Below are 20,397 nucleotides of genomic sequence, written 5' to 3' on the forward strand. Positions count from 1 at the left end.
TGTGCGTTCATGGCGTGAAGGTCTTCGGTGGCGCTGGTGGCGGGGATGGCGTCAGCCCTCGCGGCGGTATTCGCGCCCAGGAGGTGCGTGAGCTCGGTCCAGGACACCGTCACGGTCAGATGCGGCCTGACGGCCGGGGAACCATCGCGAGCAGAACCATCCCGCGCACCCCACGAGTCCTCGCCCACGGCACGGGCACCTTCGGCGAGGCGATCGCCCGCCGGGCCCTGCTCATTGGTGGACCTGAACCGCCCCTCGTCCAGCGCTTGGCGGGCCAGCCCTGCCAGGGCGACCGCGCGCCGCTTGGCCGGGCTCTGCGTGCAGCCCGGCTCGGCCGTGCCCATCACGGCCCCGAGCGCGGTGCGCACCAGCTGACCGTGCTCCTCGGCCAAGAAACCCTGCACGTGGTACCCGCCGATCGTCGGCGACAGGTCCAGATGCTCACGCTCGGACGCGAGCCGGTAGCCCCGCTCGTCCGACTCAGGGTCAGCCACCACCGCGAACCGGCGCGCGATCCGCGTGAAGTCACGCAAGGAGTGCCGTCCCGCCAAGCCCAGCAGCACGTCCTCACCACGCCGCGGCCGCGTTGGCCCGCCCTCGACCGCGCCACCAGCCCCGTCACCCGGCTCGCATTCAGCCTCCGACGACGCGCCGTCGCCCTCCGGCGACGCCGCCTCCGACTCGAGGACCGCGGTCAGCGCCTCCAACCGCGCCTGCGACGTGGCCGCGATGCCCACCACGATCCCCACCTGCTCGGGTGTCACCACCCCGGCCCGGCTGGCTTCAGCGGTGGCGGTCAGGTGATCGCGCAGCACCCGCGCGGTGCGCACATCCCTGCGCGCCGAACCCAACGACACGCGCTCACGCGAGGCCAGCCAGTGCGCCACAGTCCGCACCGGCTCGCTCGCCCACAGGCCATCGGCGTCGATCTGCCCGATCAAGCCCAGACGCTGCGCACCCAGACGATCGACCACCGCCCGCACCCGCGGGGAGAGCTCCATCGCCAACCCGCCGTCCATCACCCGCGGGTCAACGGCGGTCAGCTGTTCGACCACAGCCTCCAGCTCCTCGACCAACGCCAGCACACCAACCACAGCACCCGCACCCGCACCCGCACCCGCACCCGCACCCGCACCCGCACTAACAGCACGCGAATCGCGCACATCATTGTTCACGTCGCCCACTGCTATTCACCCCCTGCGGTCACCGAATCACTAGGACCACGCTATCGAACGGACGTTCGAGGGGCAAGAGGAAAAGCGCAATTCACAGAAATCTGTGGACAAGTTCAGAAGCGCATTCCCTGTGGAGGGAGCAAGAGCACAATTATCCACAGGGCCTTACGGCCGACGCCGCGCAGCACCGCGCTCGAGACGCCGTCGCGACAGCACCACCCACGCCACCGCCCCGGGCGCCAGGAGCAACGTGACCACCCGCAGCCACCCCGAATACGTCGCAGTCCACGGCTTCTCGCCACCGTCGCCGTCGCCACCGTCACCGTCGCCCCTGTCACCGTCGGCGGCGACCGGCTGGCCCGAACCGAGCACACTGTCAGCCTGCGCCACGGCGAGCGCCTCGGCCGCCGACCACGGCACGACGACGTCCGCGAGCGCCGCGTACCCCTGCGCGGTCGGGTGCAGCAGCTCGCGCCCGAGAGCCTCCGGGTCCTGCAGCAGCTCGAGCACGTCGGCCGGGCTCGACGGCCAGTGCACGAGCGGATCCCCGCTGCACGCCGTGCGCCCGGCGAACGCCTCCTCCACACCGTCGACCAGATACACCGCGCGACCGTCGCCCGCCGCCGCAGTCACCGCCGCCTCGATCGCGTCGTTGAGCCCGCCGACGATCTCCCGGGCGAGGACCAGCTCGTCGTCGTCGAACCCGAGGCACAGCACCTGCGCGCTCTCGGGCAGCAGCTGCGGGTACGGCACGACGATGACGGGCGCTACCGCGCCGTCGCGCGCGGCGCGCATGGCCTCGGTGTTGAGTGCCGCGTCGACCGCGCGGTAGGCGTCCGCCAGCTCGCCCTCGAGCTCGCCGATCGCGGCGAACGTCGCGTCCCGCAGGGCCGGCTGCCCCGCGCAGGACGCATCCGCCAGCGCGCACTGGCCGACGAGGTCCACGAACCCGATGTCGTTGCCACCGGTCGTCACGATCGCCGCACCCGGCACGACGTCACCCAGCTGGTCGAGCTGCGCAGGCACCCCCGCACGCGACGCGGCGGTGATGTGCTCGGTCACCGCACCCGAGCACGCGACGTTGAGCGCCTTCCCGCCCGACACGTCGCTCGCCGCACCCGGCGAGGCCGCGACCGCCGCGACCACGCCCGTCGCGGCATCGCTGCGATGACAGGCCTCGAGCACAGCCGAATCGCCAGGGAGATAGCCGCCCGCGCCCTCCCCGGACGCGAACGAGTCACCGAGAACGACGGCCGGGCCGGTCGTCAGCCCGACGCGCAGCGGATCCATCGGCGCGGCCTGCGGGTCGTCGGTGGCGCCCTTCCCGCCTCCCCCGCCGGAGCACGCCCCGAGCGCGAGCGCCAGCGCCACGAGCACGGCCGCGCTCCGCCCTCGCAGCCGCGCACCGGTCGAGACCTTCACGACGACGCCCCCGCCCCGCGCGCCGCCACGGCAGCCGCGTAGAGCTCACGCTTCCCGGTGCCGGCCATGCGCGCGACGTCGGCGACCGCGTCCTTGAGCCGCTCCCCGCCGTCGGCGCGCGTGAGGACCTCGGTGACCAGGTCCGCCGTCGTGAGCTCGGTGCGGGCCGGCGCACCGGCGACGACGACGCAGATCTCCCCACGGAGCTGTTCGGCCGCGGCACGCTCGGCGAGATCCCCCAGGCCGCCGCGCAGGACCTCCTCGTGCGTCTTGGTCAGCTCTCGGCACACGGCAGCGGCGCGCTCGGGCCCGAAGGCCTCGGCCATCGCCCCGAGGGTCGCGGCGATCCTGTGGGGGGACTCGAAGAACACCATGGTCCGGCGCTCGTGCACGAGCTCGGTGAACGCGCTCGCCCGCTCGCCCGTCTTGCGCGGCGGGAACCCCTCGAAGCTGAACCGGTCGGTCGCGAGCCCCGAGACCGCGAGCGCCGTCAGCACCGCGCTCGGGCCGGGTGCGGAGGTGATGGTCAGGTCCCGCTCGACGGCCCGCGCGACGATCCGATAGCCGGGGTCGGAGACCGTGGGCATCCCGGCGTCCGTCACGATGACGACCGTCCCACCACCCTCGACGACGTCGAGCAGCTCGTCGGCCCGAGCCGTCTCGTTGTGCTCGTGGTAGCTGACGATGCGCCCGCCGACGCGCAGCCCGAGGCGCCCCGCGAGCGCCAGGAGGCGGCGGGTGTCCTCGGCAGCGACGACGTCGGCCGTGGTGAGGAGGTCGCGCAGGCGGGGCGAGGCGTCGGCGACGTCCCCGATGGGAGTCGCGGCGAGGACGAGGCGGCCAGTCATGCGCCCAGCCTGCCACCTGCCTCCCCCACAGCGGAGATCGTCCCCCTACGATGACCACGTGACGTCGCCCGAAACGCCGCCGACCGGCACGGCCCGCCCCTGGATCCCCGTCCGGCCCACCGGCTCGGTCGAGGCCGAGGAGTACGACGACGCCCCCGACGAGCGCCCCGAGGACGCGGACGCCGACCACCCCGCGTTTCCCGCCCCGGCCGTGGACCACACGCCCGTCCCGGTGCCGCACCGCGAGCGCCTGCTCGTCGCGCTCCTCGGTGAGCGCCGGCTGCGGCTGGGGTCGACAGCGCGCGACCGGTTGTGGGCGTGGCTCGGCCCGCTGCTCGTCACCGTCGTCGCCGCAGTCGCTCGGCTGTGGGACCTGGCCCGGCCGCACACCCTCGTGTTCGACGAGACCTACTACGTCAAGCAGGCGTACACGCTGCTGATGGTCGGGTACGACGCCGAGTGGCCCGAGGAGCCGAACCCCGCGTTCGAGGCAGGCAACCGCGACATCTTCCTCGACAAGGCCGACTACGTCGTCCACCCACCCGTCGGGAAGTGGATGATCGCAGCGGGCATGCGCCTGGGGGGCGCCGACAACCCGTGGGCGTGGCGACTGACGACCGCCCTCGTCGGGATCGCCGCCGTCTTCCTCGTCGCCTGGGTCGCGCGACGCCTGTTCGCCTCGACGCTCGCGGGGATCATCGCGGGCGGGTTGTTCGCGATCGACGGCGTCGGGATCGTGCACGCCCGCACGGGGCTGCTCGACTCGATGGTGATGTTCTGGGCCCTGGTCGCGTTCGTGCTGCTCATCCTCGACCGCGAGCACTCACGACGTCGCCTCGCGGCACGGGTGGGCGCGCGGCTCGACGCCGGCCTGCCGCTCGGCAGGTTCGGTCCCTCGATGGGCATCCGCTGGTACCGGCTGGCGGCCGCCGTCGCCCTGGGCCTGTGCATCGGCACCAAGTGGTCGGGCCTGTACTTCCTCGCCGTGTTCGCGCTCATGTCGGTCGCCTGGGACGCGTCCGCACGCCGCACGGTCGGCATCCGGATGTGGCCGCTCGCGGCACTCGTGCGGGACGCGATCCCCGCGTTCTTCGTCGTCGTCCCCGTCGCCGCGCTCACGTACCTGGCGAGCTGGGCGGCCTGGTTCACCAACGACCGCTCCTACCTGCGCACGTGGGCCGCGGACCACCCGACGGCCGGCGTGCAGTGGCTCCCCGAGGCGCTGCGGTCCCTGTGGGAGTACCACGGCCGCATGTGGCGCTTCCACAACGGCCTGACCAGCGACCACACGTATGAGGCGCACCCGCTCGGGTGGCTCGTGCAGTGGCGGCCGACGTCGTTCTACTACGAGTCCCAGGCCAAGGGCGAGGCGATCCCGACCGGCGGGGTGTGCGCGTGGGAGAAGTGCTCGCAGGTCATCACGTCGGTGGGCAACCCGCTGATCTGGTGGCTCGCGACGGCGGCGGTGCTACTCGCGCTCGTCCTCGTCGGCGCGCGGCTCGACTGGCGGGGCGTCGCCGTGCTCAGCGGGATCGTGGCCGGGTGGCTGCCGTGGCTCGCCTACGCGCACCGCACGATCTTCACCTTCTACACCATCGCGTTCGCGCCGTTCATGTACCTGACGCTCACCTACGTCGCGGTGAGCCTCTGGGAGCTCACGGCGGACCACCCCCGACGCCGCAAGCGCCTGCGCACGGCCGGGATCGTCGTCGGCAGCCTCGTGGTGGCGTTCAGCCTGTTCTGGTACCCGATCTGGACCGGGTGGAACGTGCCCACCGGGTTCTGGCGGGCGCACATGTGGCTGCGGAGCTGGATCTAGCCCCGGGTCTTTAGTTCAGCTCGGCGAGCAACGCCTGCACCCGGGCGTCGATGTCGTCCCGCACGAGCCGCATGCGCTCGGCGCCCTCGATGCCGCGCTCGGACGGCTCGTCGGTCTCCCAGGTCTCGATGGTCCCGCGCATCCCCTCGACGGGTTCGACGCGCGCCTCTCCGCCGATCACGACGACCCGGTCCGCGCGCCGGAGCAGGTCCGGGTCGATCGCGCGGGGCGTCTCGCCGGACATGTCGGCCCCGACCTCGGCGACGACGTCGGCCGACAGCGCGTTGATCGCCCCGCCCGGGCGGGTCCCGGCGGAGTGCACCTCGACCGCGTCGCCCGCGCGGTGCCGCGCGAGGGCCGCGGCCATCTGGGACTTGCCGCCGTTCTTGACGCACACGAACAGGACGGTGGGACGTTCGGTCACGGCGGGCTCCCGGGGAGTGATCAGGCTCAGGCGTGGTCAGGCGAGTCGGTCCCACGGTACCGGCGCGCACAGACCCGCGGGCCCGGAGAGACGATGGCCGTCCGGGCCCGCGGGCAACGGGGAGAGCTACGCGTCGGCGCCCTCGTCGGCGCCCTCGTCGGCGCCTTCGTCGGCGTGCTCGTCGTGGTCATGGTCGGCGTGGTCACCCTCAGCGTGGTCGTCGTGCGTGTGCGGGGCGGCACCCGTCACGCCGTTGAGCTCGTTCGGCGTCACGGTGAGGTCGCCGCTCAGCCAGATCTCACCGCTCTCGATGTCCACGGCGTGCACCTTGTTGTTCGCGGGGTCGCTCACGTAGGCGGTCCCGTCGAACCAGAAGATCGTCGGGCGCGGCTCCTGCCACTCGGTCGGCTCCTCCCACGCGTCGATCACGGGGATCGACCGGACGAGCTCGCCCTTCTCGACGTCGATCACGTGCACCTGGCCGTCGGTGCCGAGCACGAGGCCGTTGCCCTCGTCGTCGCGGGCGAGCGAGCGGAAGGTGTAGCTCGACGGCAGGTCCACCAGGCGCAGGTCGCCGTCGACGGTGTCGATCAGCGCGACGCGCGTCGGGCGCTCCGGCTCGGCGTCGGGGTCGGACTTGTAGTCGCCGAGGACGACCGTGGACTCCTCGCTGCCGGCCTGGTTGCCGATCCGCCCGTAGGCGTCGGGGCTCTGGACCTTGGTGATCTCGCCGCCCCGGACGACCAGGGCGCCGTCCTCGCAGCCGATCACCACGGCCTCGCCGGCGGCGACAGCCTCACCGTGCACGCCCGGGCACTCGTCCGACGACGCCAGCTCGGCACCGGTGGCGTCGAGCACCTGGATGCCGGTCCGCGCGTCCTCGGTGCCGACGGACACGACGAAGGTGCCGTCCGTCAGCTCGACCGCGACGCCGTGGTGGGCGTCCGGGGAGGTGAACTCGCGCACGTCGGTGGCGGCGTCCAGCCCACCGGCGATCTCGGTCGAGTCGAGGACGACGACCTTGGCCGTGGCGTCGTCGAACAGTGCGGTGCGGCCCTCGTGCACGACGGCGTGGCCCGGCTTGGCCGCCGCGTAGGTCACGTCGGTCAGGGCGGGGGCAGCGCGATAGAAGTGGTCGTGGTTGCCGTGCGGCTCGGCCCAGGTGCCGGCGTCGAGCACCTGGAACCCGCCCGCGACCGACACGAGCGCGTGCCGGCCGTCGCCCGCGGCGTTGATCCGGTTGAAGCCCTCGAGCGGCAGGTCGCTGACGAGCTCGAGCGTCTGGGCGTCGAGGACCTGGATCCCCCCGTCGTAGGTGAGGACGAGACGCGGGCCGGGGCCGGCGGCCTCGGCGGGCAGGGCGTCCTCGGCCGGGGCGGAGGCGGACGCCGACGGCGCGGTGGTCGGGCTCGGCGTCGAGGCGGACTCGGAGGCCTGGCCGCAGGCAGCGAGCAGGACGAGCGGCAGCACCCCGGCCAGGGCGAAGGCGGAACGCATGGTGCGAGATGTCATGGGCGGTCGACCGGGACGCGGCAGCGTTCCCGATCGCTCCTCTCTGGTTCGATGACGACACGTAGTTAAGAACCGTTCTCATGAACGGCGTCGAGATGACGGTAGAGAGTGAGAATCATTATCGTCAAGCGGTGGTCCGACAGGGCGGTCCCACCCCGCCCCCGCCTAGGCTGACGTCCGTGAGCACCGCGCCGACATCGCCCGCCGTCCATGTCGAGGCCGCGACCGTGGTCCACGGGACCGTCCAGGTCCTCGGCCCGGTCACCGTGACCGTCCCGACCGGCACCAGCCTCGTGGTCGCCGGGACCAACGGCAGCGGCAAGTCCACGCTCCTCGCACTGGTCGCCGGCACCCTCCTGCCGCGCACGGGCAGCGTCGAGACGCTCGGCCGCCCCGCGCACGAGACGCGCGTCACCGCCCGCGAGCGGTTGTCGGTCCTCACCGGCGGCTTCGGCGCCTACCGCGAGCTCACGGTGCGCGACCACTTCCGGCTCATGTCCGCCGGTTGGCGCCTGGGCGCGCAGGCGGGGACGTCCGACGACGCGGTCGTCGGCGACCTGCTCGACCGCACCGAGCTGGCCTCGGTGGGCGACCAGCTGCCGCACGAGCTGTCGTCGGGCGAGTCGCAGATGCTCTCCCTGGTGTCCGCGTGCTTCCGCCCGAGCGACCTCCTCCTCGTCGACGAGCCCGAGCAGCGCCTCGACGCCCGGTGGCGCGCGCAGGCGGTCGAGCTCCTGCGCGACGCCCGCACGTCGGGCCGCACGCTGGTGGTCGCCACGCACGACCCGACCTTCCGCGAGGCCCTCGCCGACGTCGAGCTGGTGCTCGAGCCCCGCGCCCGATGACCGCGGACTCCCCTCGCCGGCGCCTGCGACGGCTACGGCGCGAGCTGCGTGGGTTCCGCGTCGAGGACACCGCGGGCGACCTCACCTACACGATCTACCTCGTCGTGCTCACGACCCTCATGTACGGGCCGATGCTCGCCCAGGCCCTGCGGGCGGGCGGCCAGACGATGCCCGACGCCGCACGCCCGTCGGTCACCACCGTCACCCTGGTCGTCGGTGGCCTCGCGGTGCTCGCGCTCGCGTTCGGGCGCAAGGTCGGGCCCCTGCGGACGACGGCGGCGGAGGTCGAGCACTTCCTGCGCGGCCAGGTCCCGCCGCACCTCGTGCTGCGCCGACGTGCGCTCGGGGCCGCCGTCGCGGTCGGGTTCGCGCTGGCAGGCGTGACGGCGGGTCTCGGCTACGGGGCCGACCTGGGCGTGGACCGCACCGCGCGGCTGGCGGGGCTCGCCGCGGTGGGCGGCCTGCTCGTCGGCGGCCTGTGGGTGCGGGTCCAGGCGGCCGGTACGCGAGTCAGGCCTCGGGCCGGCGCCGGCGTCCCTGCGGGCACACCGGCCGCCGCTGCCGCCAGGTCTGCCGCCGAGCCCCGTGCGTCTGCCGCGCGGATCGGGGACGTCGTGTGGCTGCGGCGCGCCCTGAACCGGCTCGATCCGGACGGGCTGCTGGCGGGCCTCGAGCGCTGGCGGTCGGCGGGCCGGTCCTTCATGGCCGGGGACGCGCGCGGGGCGGCCCTGCGCGTCGGGGAGGCCCCCGCGGCGCTGCGGCACCGCCGGCTGCGCATCTCGACGCGGCTGCCGCTGCTCGTGCTGGCACGGGACTGGCTCGGGGCCCAGCGCGCGCTGGGTCGGGTCGTGCGGAGCGTGGTCGGGGCGGTCGCGGCCGCGACCCTGCTCGTGCTGGGAGCCGGACCGGGGAGCATTGGCGCCGTCGCTGCCGCGCTCGTGCTGTTCGGGGCGACGGCGTCGTGGGTCGAGGGGCTCGCGGCCCACGCTGACCATGCGGCCTCCGGCGTCGTCCCCGGCGCTCCCGGACGGCTGTTCACGCTGCACCTGATCTTCCCGAGCCTCGTCGCGACCGGCGTGCTGGTGATGGGCGGCGTGCTCGCGTGGGCGCTCACGGCGCTCGGCGTCATGACCGGTGACGGGGCCGTCCTCGGCGACGCGGCCGCGGGCGCACCCGCGCTCGGGGGCGCGGCACCCACGGCCGACCGCCTGGCGTACGCGGTCGCGGTGGTCTTCCTCGCCGTGACGGCGCGGGCGTGGGTGGCGTCGCAGTCCGTGATGCCGCCGTCGGTGCTGACGCCCGTCGTCACACCGGTCGGCGACCTCTCCCCCGTCGTCATGGGGTCCTGGTACGTGCGCGGCTGGCTCGTGGTGCTCGGCGTCGTGCTCGGGATGCGCTGGCTCGCGCCCGACTCCGGCGCCGCCGTGTGGACGATCGTCGCCGGAGCCGTGCTCCTCGCCGTGGGGACGTCGCGGGTCTCGAGCCGCTGACGTCCCCACGGCCACGGCGCTAGGCCGTCGTCGCGCCCTTGAACTGGCTCTCGTAGAGGGCGTGGTACGCGCCCTGCTGCGCGAGCAGCTGCTCGTGGTTGCCCTGCTCGACGATCGCGCCGTCGGCCATCACGAGGATGGTGTGGGCGTCGCGGATGGTCGACAGCCGGTGCGCGATCACGAACGACGTGCGGTCCGAGCGCAGCGCCGCCATGGCGTGCTGCACGAGCAGCTCGGTGCGCGTGTCGACCGACGACGTGGCCTCGTCGAGGATCAGCAGCGACGGGCTCGCGAGGAATGCCCGGGCGATCGTGATGAGCTGCCTCTCGCCCGCGGAGATCGAGCCGCTCTCGGTGTCGACCACGGTGTCGTAGCCGTCCGGGAGCTGGCGCACGAACCGGTCCACCATGGTCGCCTGTGCCGCGGCGACGACCTCGTCGTCGGTCGCGTCGAGCCGGCCATAACGGATGTTCTCGCGGATGGTGCCCTCGAACAGCCACGCGTCCTGGAGCACCATGCCGATGCGGGACCGCAGGTCGTGACGCGTGAGGTCCCGCACGTCCGTGCCGTCGAGCAGGATCCGTCCGCCGTCGAGCTCATAGAAGCGCATGACGAGGTTGACGAGCGTCGTCTTGCCCGCGCCGGTGTGACCGACGATCGCGACCGTGTGCCCCGGCTCAGCAGAGAACGACAGGTGCTCGATCAGCGGCTCGGCGGGGTCGTAGGAGAACGAGACGTCCTCGAACACCACGCGGCCCTCGGTGCGCTCGGGCAGCGCGGCCGCGGCCGCGTCGGCCTCCTCCTCGTCGGCGTCGAGCAGCTCGAACGTGCGCTCGGCCGAGGCCACGCCGGACTGGAGCATGTTGGCCACCGACGCGATCTCGCTGACCGGCTGCGTGAACTCGCGCGAGTACTGGATGAACGCGGTTGCGTCGCCGAGGGTCATCTGGCCGCTCGCGACCCGCAGCCCGCCGCCGACCGCGACCAGCACGTACGACAGGTAGGACACGAACGTCATCGCCGGCATGATCATGCCGGAGACGAACTGCGCACCGAACGACGCCTTGTAGAGCTTCTCGTTGCGGTCGTCGAACTCGACGAGCATCTCCTCGCCGCGGCCGTAGGCGCGGATCAGCTCGAGTCCCGAGTAGGACTCCTCGACGTGGCCGTTGAGCGCGCCCGTGTTCTTCCACTGGGCCGCGAACAGCTTCTGGGAGCGCACGCCGATGAAGCCGGCGATGATCCCGGACAGCGGCAGCGAGACGAGTGCGACCAGCGCCAGTTGCCAGGACACGACGAACATCATCACGATGATGCCGAGCACGGTCATGACGGACTGGACGAGCTGGGAGAACGCCTGCTGGAGGGCGGCCTGGATGTTGTCGACGTCGTTGGTGACGCGGCTCATCAGGTCGCCGCGCTGGCGGGTGTCGAAGTAGCGCAGCGGCAGCCGGTTGAGCTTGTGCTCGATGTCCTCGCGCAGGCGGTAGACCACGCGCATGACGAGCTTGTTGAGGATGAAGCCCTGCGCCCACATGAGCACCGACGCGGCGACGTACATGCCGAGCACGATCACGATCAGCTGGCCGAGGCGGTCGAAGTCGATGCCCACGCCGGGCACGACCTCCGCCTTGGTGAGGAGCTCGGCGTACTCGGCGTTGCCGGAGGCGCGCGCCTGGGCGATCACCTGGTCCAGCGGCACGTCAGGGTCGAGCCGCCGGCCGAGGTAGCCGTTGAAGATGACGTCCATCGCCCGGCCCAGGATGCGCGGCGCCACGACCGTGAGGACCACGGAGACGACGACGAGCCCGATCACCACGGACATGAGCGTGCGCTCGGGGCGCAGCAGGCCGATCAGGCGCTTGGCGGACGGCCAGAAGTGCTGGGCCTTCTTGCCAGGCGTGCCGCCGAACATGTCGCCGTCCATCTCGGTCGGCGTGTAGTCGTCGGCCGCCTCGGCCTCGGGGTTCTCCAGGGACGGCGAGGCCTCGGCGTCGGTGGCCACGGCGGCGCCCTCGACCGAGCCGTCCGCGCCCGAGCCGTCCTCGGCGGGCGTCCCAGGGGCGCCCTTCCTGCGTCGCGCCATCACGCTGCTCCCTCGATGCTCATCTGCGACTCGACGATCTCCCGGTACGTGTCGTTCGACTCGAGGAGCTCGTCGTGCGTGCCCGTGCCGACGACCTTGCCGCCGTCGAGCACGATGATCTGGTCCGCCTCACGGACCGTGGAGATCCGCTGGGCCACGATGATGACGGTCGCGCCCTGGGTCGCCTGCCCGAGGGCGGCGCGCAGCCGCGCGTCGGTCGTGACGTCGAGCGCGGAGAACGAGTCGTCGAACAGGTAGACCGAGGGCTTGGCCACGAGGGCGCGCGCAATGGCCAGGCGCTGCCGCTGGCCGCCCGAGACGTTGGTGCCGCCCTGGGCCACGTGCTCCTCGAGCCCGTCGGAGCGTTCCCGCACGAAGTCCTCGGCCTGCGCCACGCGCAGCGCCTCCCACATCTCGTCCTCGGTGGCTTCCGGGCGCCCGAACCGGAGGTTGGTCGCGAAGGTGCCGGAGAACAGGTAGGGCCGCTGCGGGACCAGCCCGACGAGGCCGGCGAGCTGGCTGCGGTCGAGGCCGGAGACCGGGACGCCGCCGATCGTCACCAGCCCCGACTGCGGCTCGTACAGCCGCGGGACGAGGTTGAGCAGCGTCGTCTTGCCTGCGCCCGTGGACCCGACGATCGCCGTCGTCTGCCCGGGGCGGGCCACGAAGCTGACCCGGTCGAGGACAGGAAGCTCCGCTCCCGGGTACCCGAAGGTGACGTCCCGGAACTCGACCTCGCCCGACGTCGGCGCCTCGGCGGAGCCGGTGGCCGCGCGCATCGTCGGGACGACGTCGAACAGCTCCTCGAGGCGCTCGGCGGAGACCACGGCGCGCGGGATCATCATCACCATGAACACGCCCATCATCACCGCGACGAGGATCTGCAGCAGGTACTGCAGGAAAGCCGTGAGCGCGCCGACCTCGATCTGACCGGCGTCCACGCGGTGACCGCCGAACCACAGCACGGCGGCCGTCGCCAGGTGCAGGATCATCATGATGATCGGGAACATGAGCACGAAGATGTTCCCCACCCGCACGGAGACGTCGGTGATCTGGCGGTTGGCGACGTCGTAGCGCTTGGCCTCGTGCGGCTCGCGGACGAACGCCCGGATGACGCGGATGCCGGTGATCTGCTCGCGCAGCACGCCGTTGATCGCGTCGATGCGGTCCTGCATGGTGCGGAACAGCGGCAGCAGGCGGACCACGAGCACGGACACGACGGCGAACAGCAGCGGCACCGAGACCCACACGAGCCAGCTCAGGCCCGGGTCCTCGCGCAGCGCCATGATGATGCCGCCGATGCACATGATGGGCGTGGAGACCATGAAGTTCAGGGTCATCAGCACGAGCATCTGGACCTGCTGCACGTCGTTCGTGTTGCGGGTGATCAGGGTCGCCGTGCCGAAGCGGCCGACGTCGAGCGCCCCGAGCGAGTCGACCTTGCGGAACACGTCGCGTCGCAGGTCGCGGCCCACGGCCATCGCGGTGCGCGCACCGAACCAGATCGCGGCGATCGCGGCGGTCACTTGCAGGAGGCAGACCAGCAGCATGCGGATGCCGGTGGACCAGATGAAGTCGACGTCGCCGCGCGAGACGCCCTCGTCGATGATCCGGGCGTTCAGGCTCGGCAGGTAGAGGGTCGCGATGGTCGACACGAGCTGAAGCGCGATGACGGCCGCGATCCAGGCACGGTACGGCCGCGCGTAGCGCAGTGCGAGGCGCAAGAGGGTCACGAAGGGTCCTTCCGGAGGGCTGCTGCGGCGAGCCTAACCCCGCGCACCGACACAGCGGGAGGCTTTTCTGACGCGTTGTCGTCGACGTTCCCGCGTGGCCTTCAGGGGGCGGGCGGTGCCCACCGCAGCACGGCCCCGGTCCCCCGCGCCGCGAGCGCTCCAGGCACGGACCGCACCACCAGGTTCCGCGCGCCGACGGCGAGGCGCCCCTCGAGACCGGCACCGAACCGCGCGGCCATCAGCGACCGCCGCGCGATCGTCTGCGTCCGCGACCGGCGTGCGCGGTCGTACCGCTCGAGCGCGGAGCCGACCGGGTCGCCCGAGGACCGCGCGCCGTCGGACCCGAGGAAGATCCCCAGCGTGACGCCGTCCTCGATCGAGGAGTTCGCGCCCTGGCCCATGGTCGGGAGCATCGCGTGCGCGGCGTCGCCCACGAGCACCACATGTTCCGCGACGTAGGTGCGCAGCGGCTGCACCGAGTAGACGTCGTGCCGGATCACGTCCTCGGGTCTCGTGCGTGCGATCAGCGTCCGGGCGGGCTCGGCCCAGTCGGCGAACCGCGCGAGCGCCGCGCCCTGCTCGTCGGACCACCGGACGCCCTCGTCCGAGGCCGCGAAGCCGTACCAGTAGACGCGCTCGGCATCGAGCCGCACAGCGCCCATCTCCGCGCCCGGACCCCAGCGCACCACGAAGCTGTCGTGCACGATCCCGGGCTCGTGCACGATGCCTCGCCACGCGGACATGCCGCAGTACCGCAGCGTGGCGGGCGGGTCGACGGCGGACCGCACGACGCTGCGCAGCCCGTCCGCGCCGACGACGAGGTCCGCCGCCAGCCGCTCGGGCTCGCCGGCGCCGTCGGGCCGTGCCAGGAGGACGCTCGCGTGACCGCCGGGCTGCCCGGGGACGCCGGGCTCGATCCCGACGACGCGCGCATCCGTGCGCAGCTCGGCCCCCTTGGCGGCCGCCTCGCGCAGCACGCGGTGCAGCTCCGGACGGTAGATCCCGTACACCTCCCCGAGGCGCCCGGACTGCCGCGGCGTGCGCAGCAGCCAGCGGCCGCGATGGTCCATGGTGCCGTCGAGGTGCACGCGCCAGCCCGCGGCCCGGGCCGCGTCCCCGAGGCCGAGGTGATCGAGCGCGGCCAGACCGTTGGCCGTCAGGGCGATACCGGCACCGACCTCCGCGAACCGGGGCGCCTGCTCGAGCACCGTCACGCGCCAGCCAGCCCGGAACAGCGCGACGGCGGCCGTGAGCCCTCCTATCCCACCCCCGACGACGACGGCGGTGCGCTCGAGGGTCACGGGCGCTCCGCCCGGAGCGGCCACGGCTCCCACGGCTCGCGCAGCGCCTTGGCCATGCGCACCGCTCCCGCGCGGCCTGCGAGGGCGCGGTCGTTCCATCGCCCGCTGCTCCGCCAGCTCCCGCCATCGGCCGTCTCGAGCTCGTAGCCGAACCACAGGCTCGGGATCAGCTGCACGAACTCGCGGTACATGCCGGCGACGATCGCAAGAACGGTGCCCTCCAGGTCTTCGGCACCACCCTCCCAGGTCTCGTCGCACGCGTCGCAGCCACAGCTCGGGAACCCAAACTCTTGCATCAGCCCCGCGCGGAGCAGCACCCCGGGGAAGTTCGTGAAGACGAAGGCCAGCGGCGCTCCGTGAACCCCCCGCGGCACCAACCGCACGACGCGCACGAGGAAGTCCTCGTCTGGCTGAGCCACCGGCGCGCTGCCTCGCTCGACCGCGCGCTCCGCCACCACAGCCGCTGCCACCTCCGGCCCCTCGGACACCTCGACGTCGTAGGTCGCGACGAGGTGGGCGATCAGCGCGTCCGCGACCGTGTGCAGCGGCGCGAAGCGTTCCAGGTGGGAGGTGACGGAGTAGGTGTCGTCGGGAGGTCCGTCGCTCCAGCGGTCCCCGTACGGGATCGCCTGCCCGTCGTCGCCGCGCACGACGACGTCGGCGATCAGGGGACGCACGTAGGGCGGCATGGCCCGAGAGTAGCGGGGCGTGTCCGAGCGGGGAATCCCCCGGTCGAGCCCGGGAACGCCGAAGGCCCCCGTCGTGGACGGGGGCCTTCGGGCTTCTGGGTGGAGCTAAGGAGATTCGAACTCCTGACCTCTTCGATGCGAACGAAGCGCGCTACCAACTGCGCCATAGCCCCGTGAAGCGGTCCCTAGATTAGCACCCCTGCGGAGCGGTTCGCACACCGCGTGTCGGGGGCGGCCGCCGATCGCGGGCGACGCCTACTGTCCCGACGCGCGGCGGCGGGCGAGAATCTGGTTCAGGTTGAGCCCCAGGCCCTCGGTCGACGTCGAGGCCTCGGCGGCCTGCTCGTCGACGGGCGCGGTGGTCTCCGCGGAGCGCGCCGTCATGGGCGTCGTGACGTCGGCGTCCTCGAGCGGGGCGACCTCGCGGCGCGGGGCCGCGGGCTTCATCGTGTACGTCGGGCGCGGCAGCGAGAAGCCGGCGAGCTCGCCCCCGGGCGACGCCACGGCGGCCTTCTCCGCACCAACCTTCTGGCCAGCGCTCTTCTCGATGCTGGGCTCGACCGCAGGCTTCTCGACGACGCCCGAAGCGTCCGCCGCAGCCTCACCTTCGCCGACCACCGGCGTCGGGACCGACGCGCGGACCTGCTCGGTCATCGCCGCGACGTCGCCGTCGACGATCACGCCGTTGGCGCGGTCGGCCTCGGCCTCGGCCGCCATCTGGCGACGGACCTCGTCGGAGGAGATCATGCGGGTGTTCGTCTGGCTGGCGTGCACGGCGTGCCCGGTAATGCGGTGGGCGTGCCCGGCCGCGACGCGCGCACCGGGAGCGCCCCGCACGACGCGGGCGGACGACGTCGGACGCTCACCCGCGGAGGCCGGGGCGGTGGTGCGTGCCGACGGGGCACGGCGCGCGGCCCGCTGCTCGGCCTGGTCGCGCTGCGCGGAGATCGCGGCGCGGCGACCGAGGACGAGGACGGCGCCCAACAGGGCGGTGACGACGCCGGGGACGATCAGGGACAGGCTGAAGGCGGGCACGGCGGACCAGGCGATCGCGGCCAGACCGAGGAGCGTGAGGGTCAGCACGAGACGACGACGCGCGGCCGCGGCGCGGCGCTCAGCGATGCTCGCCGACGGCGTCGCGGACGGTGCCGGGCGCGCGCTCGACGTGGCCGGGCGGGGTGCAGCAGGCTGGTCCATCGTCCGTGCTCCTTCCATCTCCGTGCTGGTGACCGTGGCCATCGGGGCGGTCAGCAGCGGAACTGCCCGTGCCGGTCCGATCGCTCGGGGTGCCTCGACCTGACGCCGCTGCGAGTCGGCAGCGACGGCGAGGACCCGCAGCGACCCGGAGAACCGGTCATCGGTGCGGGACTGGAGAAGCTGGGAGCGGTGCTTGAGGCCGTGCGGCACGAGGTACATGCCCCACAGACCCGCGAGCGCCAGCACACCCATACCAGCGAACGGTTCCACGCCACTGACGGTAAGCGAGGCGCGCCGCGGTTCCGGGGACGCGCGCGGCGTGTCTTACACGGGTGTGATTTACCCCGCGCGGCTCGGCGGTCCCGCGCTACTGCATCGCCTCGCGGGTGCGCTGCCAGCGGGCCAGCAGGCCGTCGGGGACGTCCTCGGTGGTCACGGCGAACGTGCGGTGGTCGCACCACTGGCCCTGGATGTGCAGGTAGCGCTCGCGCACGCCCTCGTCGCGCAACCCGAGCTTCGCCACGACGCGCAGCGACGCCGCGTTCTCCGGCCGGATGTTGATCTCCATCCGGTGCAGCCCGACCTCGGCGAAGCAGTGGTCGATCGCGAGCGCGACCGCGGTCGGGACGATCCCCCGGCCCGCGACGTGCTGGCTGACCCAGTACCCGAGGCTCGCCGAGCACGCCGAGCCGTACATGATGCCGGAGACCGTGAGCTGCCCCACGAGCTCGTCGTTGTGCTCGATCGCGAACGGCAGGGCGCTGCCCGCGCGGGCCTGCGCCGTCAGCGAGCGCACATACCCGTGGAAGGTCGGCGGGGCCTGCACGTGCCCCAGGGGGGTGGTGGCCTCCCACGGCTCGAGCCAGTCGCGGTTGGTGGCGCGCAGCCGGGCCCACGCGCGCCCGTCGGTGCGGCGCAGCGGGCGCAGGACGACCGGGCCGAACACCGTGTCGTCCCGGAGCTCGACCGGCCAGCCGATCATCCCTCGAGCACCAGGCAGTGCACGCGGGAACCGAGCTGGACGTCGGTCTGGTCCTCGCCGATCACGGCGAGCGCGTTCGCGCCGGCGAGCGCGGACAGCGACAGCTGGTGCAGCGAGGCCGGGTCCGCGACGGGCGTGACGAGGTAGCCGTCGTCGGGGCTGCCGGTCAGGCGCGCGGGGACGAACTCACGCTTGCCGGCGGGGCTCGTCCACGCCGAGTTGGCGTAGGCGGGCACGGACGCGCGGAACAGCTCGGTGTGGCCGGCCATGGCGCGCAGCGCGGGCCGCACGAACACCTCGAAGGAGATCTGCGCGGCCACCGGGTGCCCGGGCAGCGAGAAGATCGGCACCGCGTCCTCCTCGGGGCCGACGACGCCGAAACCTTGCCGCAGCCCGGGAGACATGGCCACGTGGTCGAACCGCACGGTCCCCAGCGGGCCGAGGACGTCCTTGAGGGTGTCGTGCGTGCCCTCCGAGAGGCCCCCGGTGGTGATCACCAGGTCGGCACGCACCAGCTGGTCCTCGAGCATCTCGCGGAGCGTCGCTCGGTCGTCGGAGACCGCGGCGACGGGGATCGCGATGGCCCCGGCGTCGGCGATCGCGATGGCGAGGGCCTGGCCGTTGGCGTTGAACACGCCGCCGCCGCGGTGCCCCGGCTCCACGAGCTCGTCGCCCACGGGGACGATCACGACGCGCGGGCGCGGGTGGACCCGCACGCGGTTGCGCCCGAGGGCTGCCGCGAGGGAGATCTGGCGCGCGCCGAGCCGCAGCCCGGCGGGGAGCGGAACCTCGCCGGCGCGAGCGTCGACGCCCGGGGGGCGGATGTTGGTTCCGGGCCGGACCGGTCGCAGCACGCGCACCTGGGCGGAACCGCGGTCGGTGTGGTCAAGCGGGAGCACGGCGTCCGCGCCCAGGGGCAGCGTCGCCCCCGAACTGACGCGGATGCTCTGCCCGGCCACGAGGCGCAGCGGCTCGTCGGAGCCCGACCAGACGTCGTGCACGACCGGCATGTGCAGCGGCGTCGCGGGTCCCGCGGCGTACGTCTCGTCCGCGTGCACCGCATAGCCGTCGCACGCCGCGACCGCCCGGGCGGGCACGTCGGCGGTGACGACGAGGTCCTCCGCGAGGATGCACCCGGCCGCGTCGGCGAGCACGACGTCGAGCGGGGGGACCGGCTTGACGGCCGCGAGCGCCTCGGACAGGTGGCTCTGGACGGACTTCACTGGCACATCACCCGTGCAGCGTACCTACATATCCGGTCAGCCAGTCACGGAAGTCGGGGCCCAGGTCCTCGCGCTCGGAGGCCAGCTGGACGACGGCCTTGAGGTAGTCGAGGCGGTCGCCCGTGTCGTACCGGCGCCCGCGGAACACGACGCCGTACACGCCGCCGCCCTGGTCGGCCGGCATGCCCGCGAGCTCCTGGAGGGCGTCGGTGAGCTGGATCTCGCCGCCCCTCCCGGGCGCGGTGCGCTCGAGCACCTCGAACACCGCCGGGTTGAGCACGTACCGGCCGATGATCGCGAGGTTGCTGGGTGCGTCCTCGGGTGCCGGCTTCTCCACGAGCTCGGTCAGGCGCACGACGTCGCCCTCGGCCGCGCCCGCGGTGGCGGCCAGGGACGCGTCGACGGGTTCGACGGCGGCGCACCCGTACATGGAGATCGTCGCGGGGTCGACCTCGAGGAGCGCGACGACGGACCCACCAGTCTGCTCCGCGACGGCGATCATGGTCGGCAGGATGGGGTCACGGGCGTCGATGAGGTCGTCGCCGAGCAGCACGGCGAAGGTCTCGGCGCCCACGTGCTTCTTGGCGCGCAGCACGGCGTGGCCGAGCCCGAGCGGCTCGCCCTGGCGGACAAAGTGCACGTCGGCGAGGTCGCTGGCCTCCCGGACGCTCGCGAGCCGCGCCTCGTCGCCCTTGGCCTCGAGGTTAGCCTCGAGCTCGGGGACGCCGTCGAAGTGGTCCTCGAGCGCCCGCTTGGAGCGCCCGGTGATCATCAGGACGTCGTGCAGGCCCGCGGCGACGGACTCCTCGACGACGTACTGGATGGCCGGCTTGTCCACGACGGGGAGCATCTCCTTGGGCGTGCTCTTCGTGGCAGGCAGGAAGCGGGTGCCCAGACCCGCGGCGGGGATGACAGCTTTCGTGACCATGTCGGGAGCCTAGCCGGGGCCGCCACCGCGCGCCCTCGGAGGGTCGGTCGCGAGAATTTGAGAGACTGTCCGCATGAGCAGCGCCGCGCAGCCGTATCCGATCGTCCACGGACTCGAGGTGGAGGACGCCAAGAACGCTCTCCGCTCGGCGATCCGCACGGCCCGGCACGCGCGGTCGCCGCGCCTGCGCGAGGAGGCGGCGCACCGGTTCGCGGACGTGCTGGAGTCGATCCCCGAGGTGGCTGAGGCGACCTGCCTCGCCGCGTACGCCGCGCGCCCGTACGAGCCGAGCACCACGGTGCTGCTCGAGCGCCTGGCGGCGCGGGGCGCGGAGATCCTGCTGCCGGTCCTGGGTGCGGGTCTCGAGCGCGGCTGGGCGTCGTACGCCGGCGCCGACGACCTCCTCGAGCGCGCCCCGGGGCGACCGCCGGAGCCGAGCACGGCGGCGATGGGACCCGAGGCGCTCGAGCGGGCGACCGTCGTGATCTCGCCTGCGCTCGCCGTCGACTCCCGTGGCATCCGGCTCGGCCAGGGCGGCGGCTGGTACGACCGCGCGCTGACGTTCCGGCGCCCCGACGCGTTCGTCGTCGGGCTCGTGTTCCCCGAGGAGCTCTACGCGGCCGACCGGCCGCTGCCCCGCGAGGCGCACGACGTCGCGATCGACGCGGTCGCGACCACCGAGGACTGGCACACCCTGCCGCTGGTCTGACGGACCGCGGCCCG

The 20,397-nt window shown here is 73.1% G+C and carries 17 protein-coding genes and 1 tRNA gene; 4 read left to right on the plus strand and 14 right to left on the minus strand.

Annotation, left to right across the window (positions count from 1 at the left end):
• From BMZ30_RS08650 to rsmI, 3 genes are all read right to left on the minus strand, one after another.
• Positions 1–1,094 (minus strand): DUF222 domain-containing protein (locus BMZ30_RS08650; RefSeq protein ID WP_177191325.1); only part of this gene is annotated, 1,094 nt, incomplete at its 3' end.
• Between the two features lie 246 nt (positions 1,095–1,340).
• Positions 1,341–2,597 (minus strand): GDSL-type esterase/lipase family protein, encoded by a 1,257-nt coding sequence (locus tag BMZ30_RS08655; RefSeq protein ID WP_093377501.1) that lies wholly within the window; start codon positions 2,595–2,597, stop codon positions 1,341–1,343.
• Positions 2,594–3,445, minus strand: a complete 852-nt coding sequence (gene rsmI, locus BMZ30_RS08660) for a 16S rRNA (cytidine(1402)-2'-O)-methyltransferase (RefSeq protein ID WP_093377503.1) — start codon at positions 3,443–3,445, stop codon at positions 2,594–2,596. The genes BMZ30_RS08655 and rsmI overlap by 4 nt, the downstream gene beginning before the upstream one ends.
• 58 nt (positions 3,446–3,503) lie before the next feature.
• On the opposite strand from rsmI, the gene BMZ30_RS08665 reads away from it, so the two are divergent.
• Positions 3,504–5,264 carry a dolichyl-phosphate-mannose--protein mannosyltransferase gene (locus BMZ30_RS08665; protein WP_229828793.1) on the plus strand — a complete coding sequence of 587 codons (1,761 nt, stop codon included), beginning with the start codon at positions 3,504–3,506 and terminating at the stop codon, positions 5,262–5,264.
• A 10-nt stretch (positions 5,265–5,274) separates the two neighbouring features.
• Here the strand turns inward: BMZ30_RS08665 and BMZ30_RS08670 are convergent, their stop codons facing one another.
• Together BMZ30_RS08670 and aztD are read right to left on the minus strand one after the other, a co-directional pair.
• Positions 5,275–5,688, minus strand: a complete 414-nt coding sequence (locus BMZ30_RS08670; RefSeq protein WP_093377509.1) for an arsenate-mycothiol transferase ArsC — start codon at positions 5,686–5,688, stop codon at positions 5,275–5,277.
• Between the two features lie 126 nt (positions 5,689–5,814).
• The gene (aztD, locus tag BMZ30_RS08675; protein ID WP_093377511.1) at positions 5,815–7,200 is read right to left on the minus strand and encodes a zinc metallochaperone AztD; all 1,386 of its coding nucleotides are present in this window, start codon (positions 7,198–7,200) and stop codon (positions 5,815–5,817) included.
• Positions 7,201–7,379: 179 nt separating this feature from the next.
• Between aztD and BMZ30_RS08680 the strand changes: the two genes are divergently transcribed.
• Positions 7,380–8,045: an ABC transporter ATP-binding protein gene (locus BMZ30_RS08680; RefSeq protein WP_177191326.1), complete on the plus strand. Its 666-nt coding sequence runs from the start codon at positions 7,380–7,382 to the stop codon at positions 8,043–8,045.
• Positions 8,042–9,535, plus strand: a complete 1,494-nt coding sequence (locus BMZ30_RS08685) for a hypothetical protein (protein ID WP_093377516.1) — start codon at positions 8,042–8,044, stop codon at positions 9,533–9,535. Before BMZ30_RS08680 ends, BMZ30_RS08685 begins: the two co-directional genes overlap by 4 nt.
• A gap of 19 nt (positions 9,536–9,554) precedes the next feature.
• On the opposite strand, the gene BMZ30_RS08690 is transcribed toward BMZ30_RS08685, so the two are convergent.
• The 9 genes from BMZ30_RS08690 to BMZ30_RS08730 form a co-directional block, all read right to left on the minus strand.
• The gene (locus BMZ30_RS08690) at positions 9,555–11,621 is read right to left on the minus strand and encodes an ABC transporter ATP-binding protein (protein WP_093377519.1); all 2,067 of its coding nucleotides are present in this window, start codon (positions 11,619–11,621) and stop codon (positions 9,555–9,557) included.
• Positions 11,621–13,354 (minus strand): ABC transporter ATP-binding protein, encoded by a 1,734-nt coding sequence (locus BMZ30_RS08695; RefSeq protein WP_093377523.1) that lies wholly within the window; start codon positions 13,352–13,354, stop codon positions 11,621–11,623. Before BMZ30_RS08695 ends, BMZ30_RS08690 begins: the two co-directional genes overlap by 1 nt.
• A gap of 101 nt (positions 13,355–13,455) precedes the next feature.
• Entirely contained in the window at positions 13,456–14,655 is a 1,200-nt protein-coding gene (locus BMZ30_RS08700; RefSeq protein WP_177191327.1) for an FAD-dependent monooxygenase, read from the minus strand.
• On the minus strand, positions 14,652–15,344 hold the full coding sequence (locus BMZ30_RS08705; protein WP_093377528.1) for a DUF6226 family protein: 693 nt from the start codon (positions 15,342–15,344) through the stop codon (positions 14,652–14,654). Before BMZ30_RS08705 ends, BMZ30_RS08700 begins: the two co-directional genes overlap by 4 nt.
• Positions 15,345–15,444: 100 nt before the next feature.
• Positions 15,445–15,517 (minus strand) — tRNA-Ala (locus BMZ30_RS08710).
• A gap of 82 nt (positions 15,518–15,599) precedes the next feature.
• Complete coding sequence (locus BMZ30_RS08715; RefSeq protein WP_143073158.1) at positions 15,600–16,811, minus strand: hypothetical protein; 1,212 nt, start codon at positions 16,809–16,811, stop codon at positions 15,600–15,602.
• 97 nt (positions 16,812–16,908) lie between these two features.
• Positions 16,909–17,523, minus strand: a complete 615-nt coding sequence (locus BMZ30_RS08720; RefSeq protein WP_093377533.1) for a GNAT family N-acetyltransferase — start codon at positions 17,521–17,523, stop codon at positions 16,909–16,911.
• Positions 17,520–18,746, minus strand: coding sequence for a molybdopterin molybdotransferase MoeA (locus tag BMZ30_RS08725; RefSeq protein ID WP_093377536.1), 1,227 nt, complete (start codon positions 18,744–18,746; stop codon positions 17,520–17,522). The genes BMZ30_RS08720 and BMZ30_RS08725 overlap by 4 nt, the downstream gene beginning before the upstream one ends.
• A 7-nt stretch (positions 18,747–18,753) precedes the next feature.
• Positions 18,754–19,674 (minus strand): UTP--glucose-1-phosphate uridylyltransferase, encoded by a 921-nt coding sequence (locus tag BMZ30_RS08730; protein WP_093377538.1) that lies wholly within the window; start codon positions 19,672–19,674, stop codon positions 18,754–18,756.
• A gap of 73 nt (positions 19,675–19,747) precedes the next feature.
• On the opposite strand from BMZ30_RS08730, the gene BMZ30_RS08735 reads away from it, so the two are divergent.
• The gene (locus BMZ30_RS08735) at positions 19,748–20,383 is read left to right on the plus strand and encodes a 5-formyltetrahydrofolate cyclo-ligase (protein WP_093377541.1); all 636 of its coding nucleotides are present in this window, start codon (positions 19,748–19,750) and stop codon (positions 20,381–20,383) included.
• Positions 20,384–20,397 lie beyond the last annotated feature (14 nt).

The sequence above is a fragment of the Flavimobilis marinus genome, assembly GCF_900113055.1.
Taxonomy (GTDB): Bacteria; Actinomycetota; Actinomycetes; order Actinomycetales; family Cellulomonadaceae; genus Flavimobilis; species Flavimobilis marinus.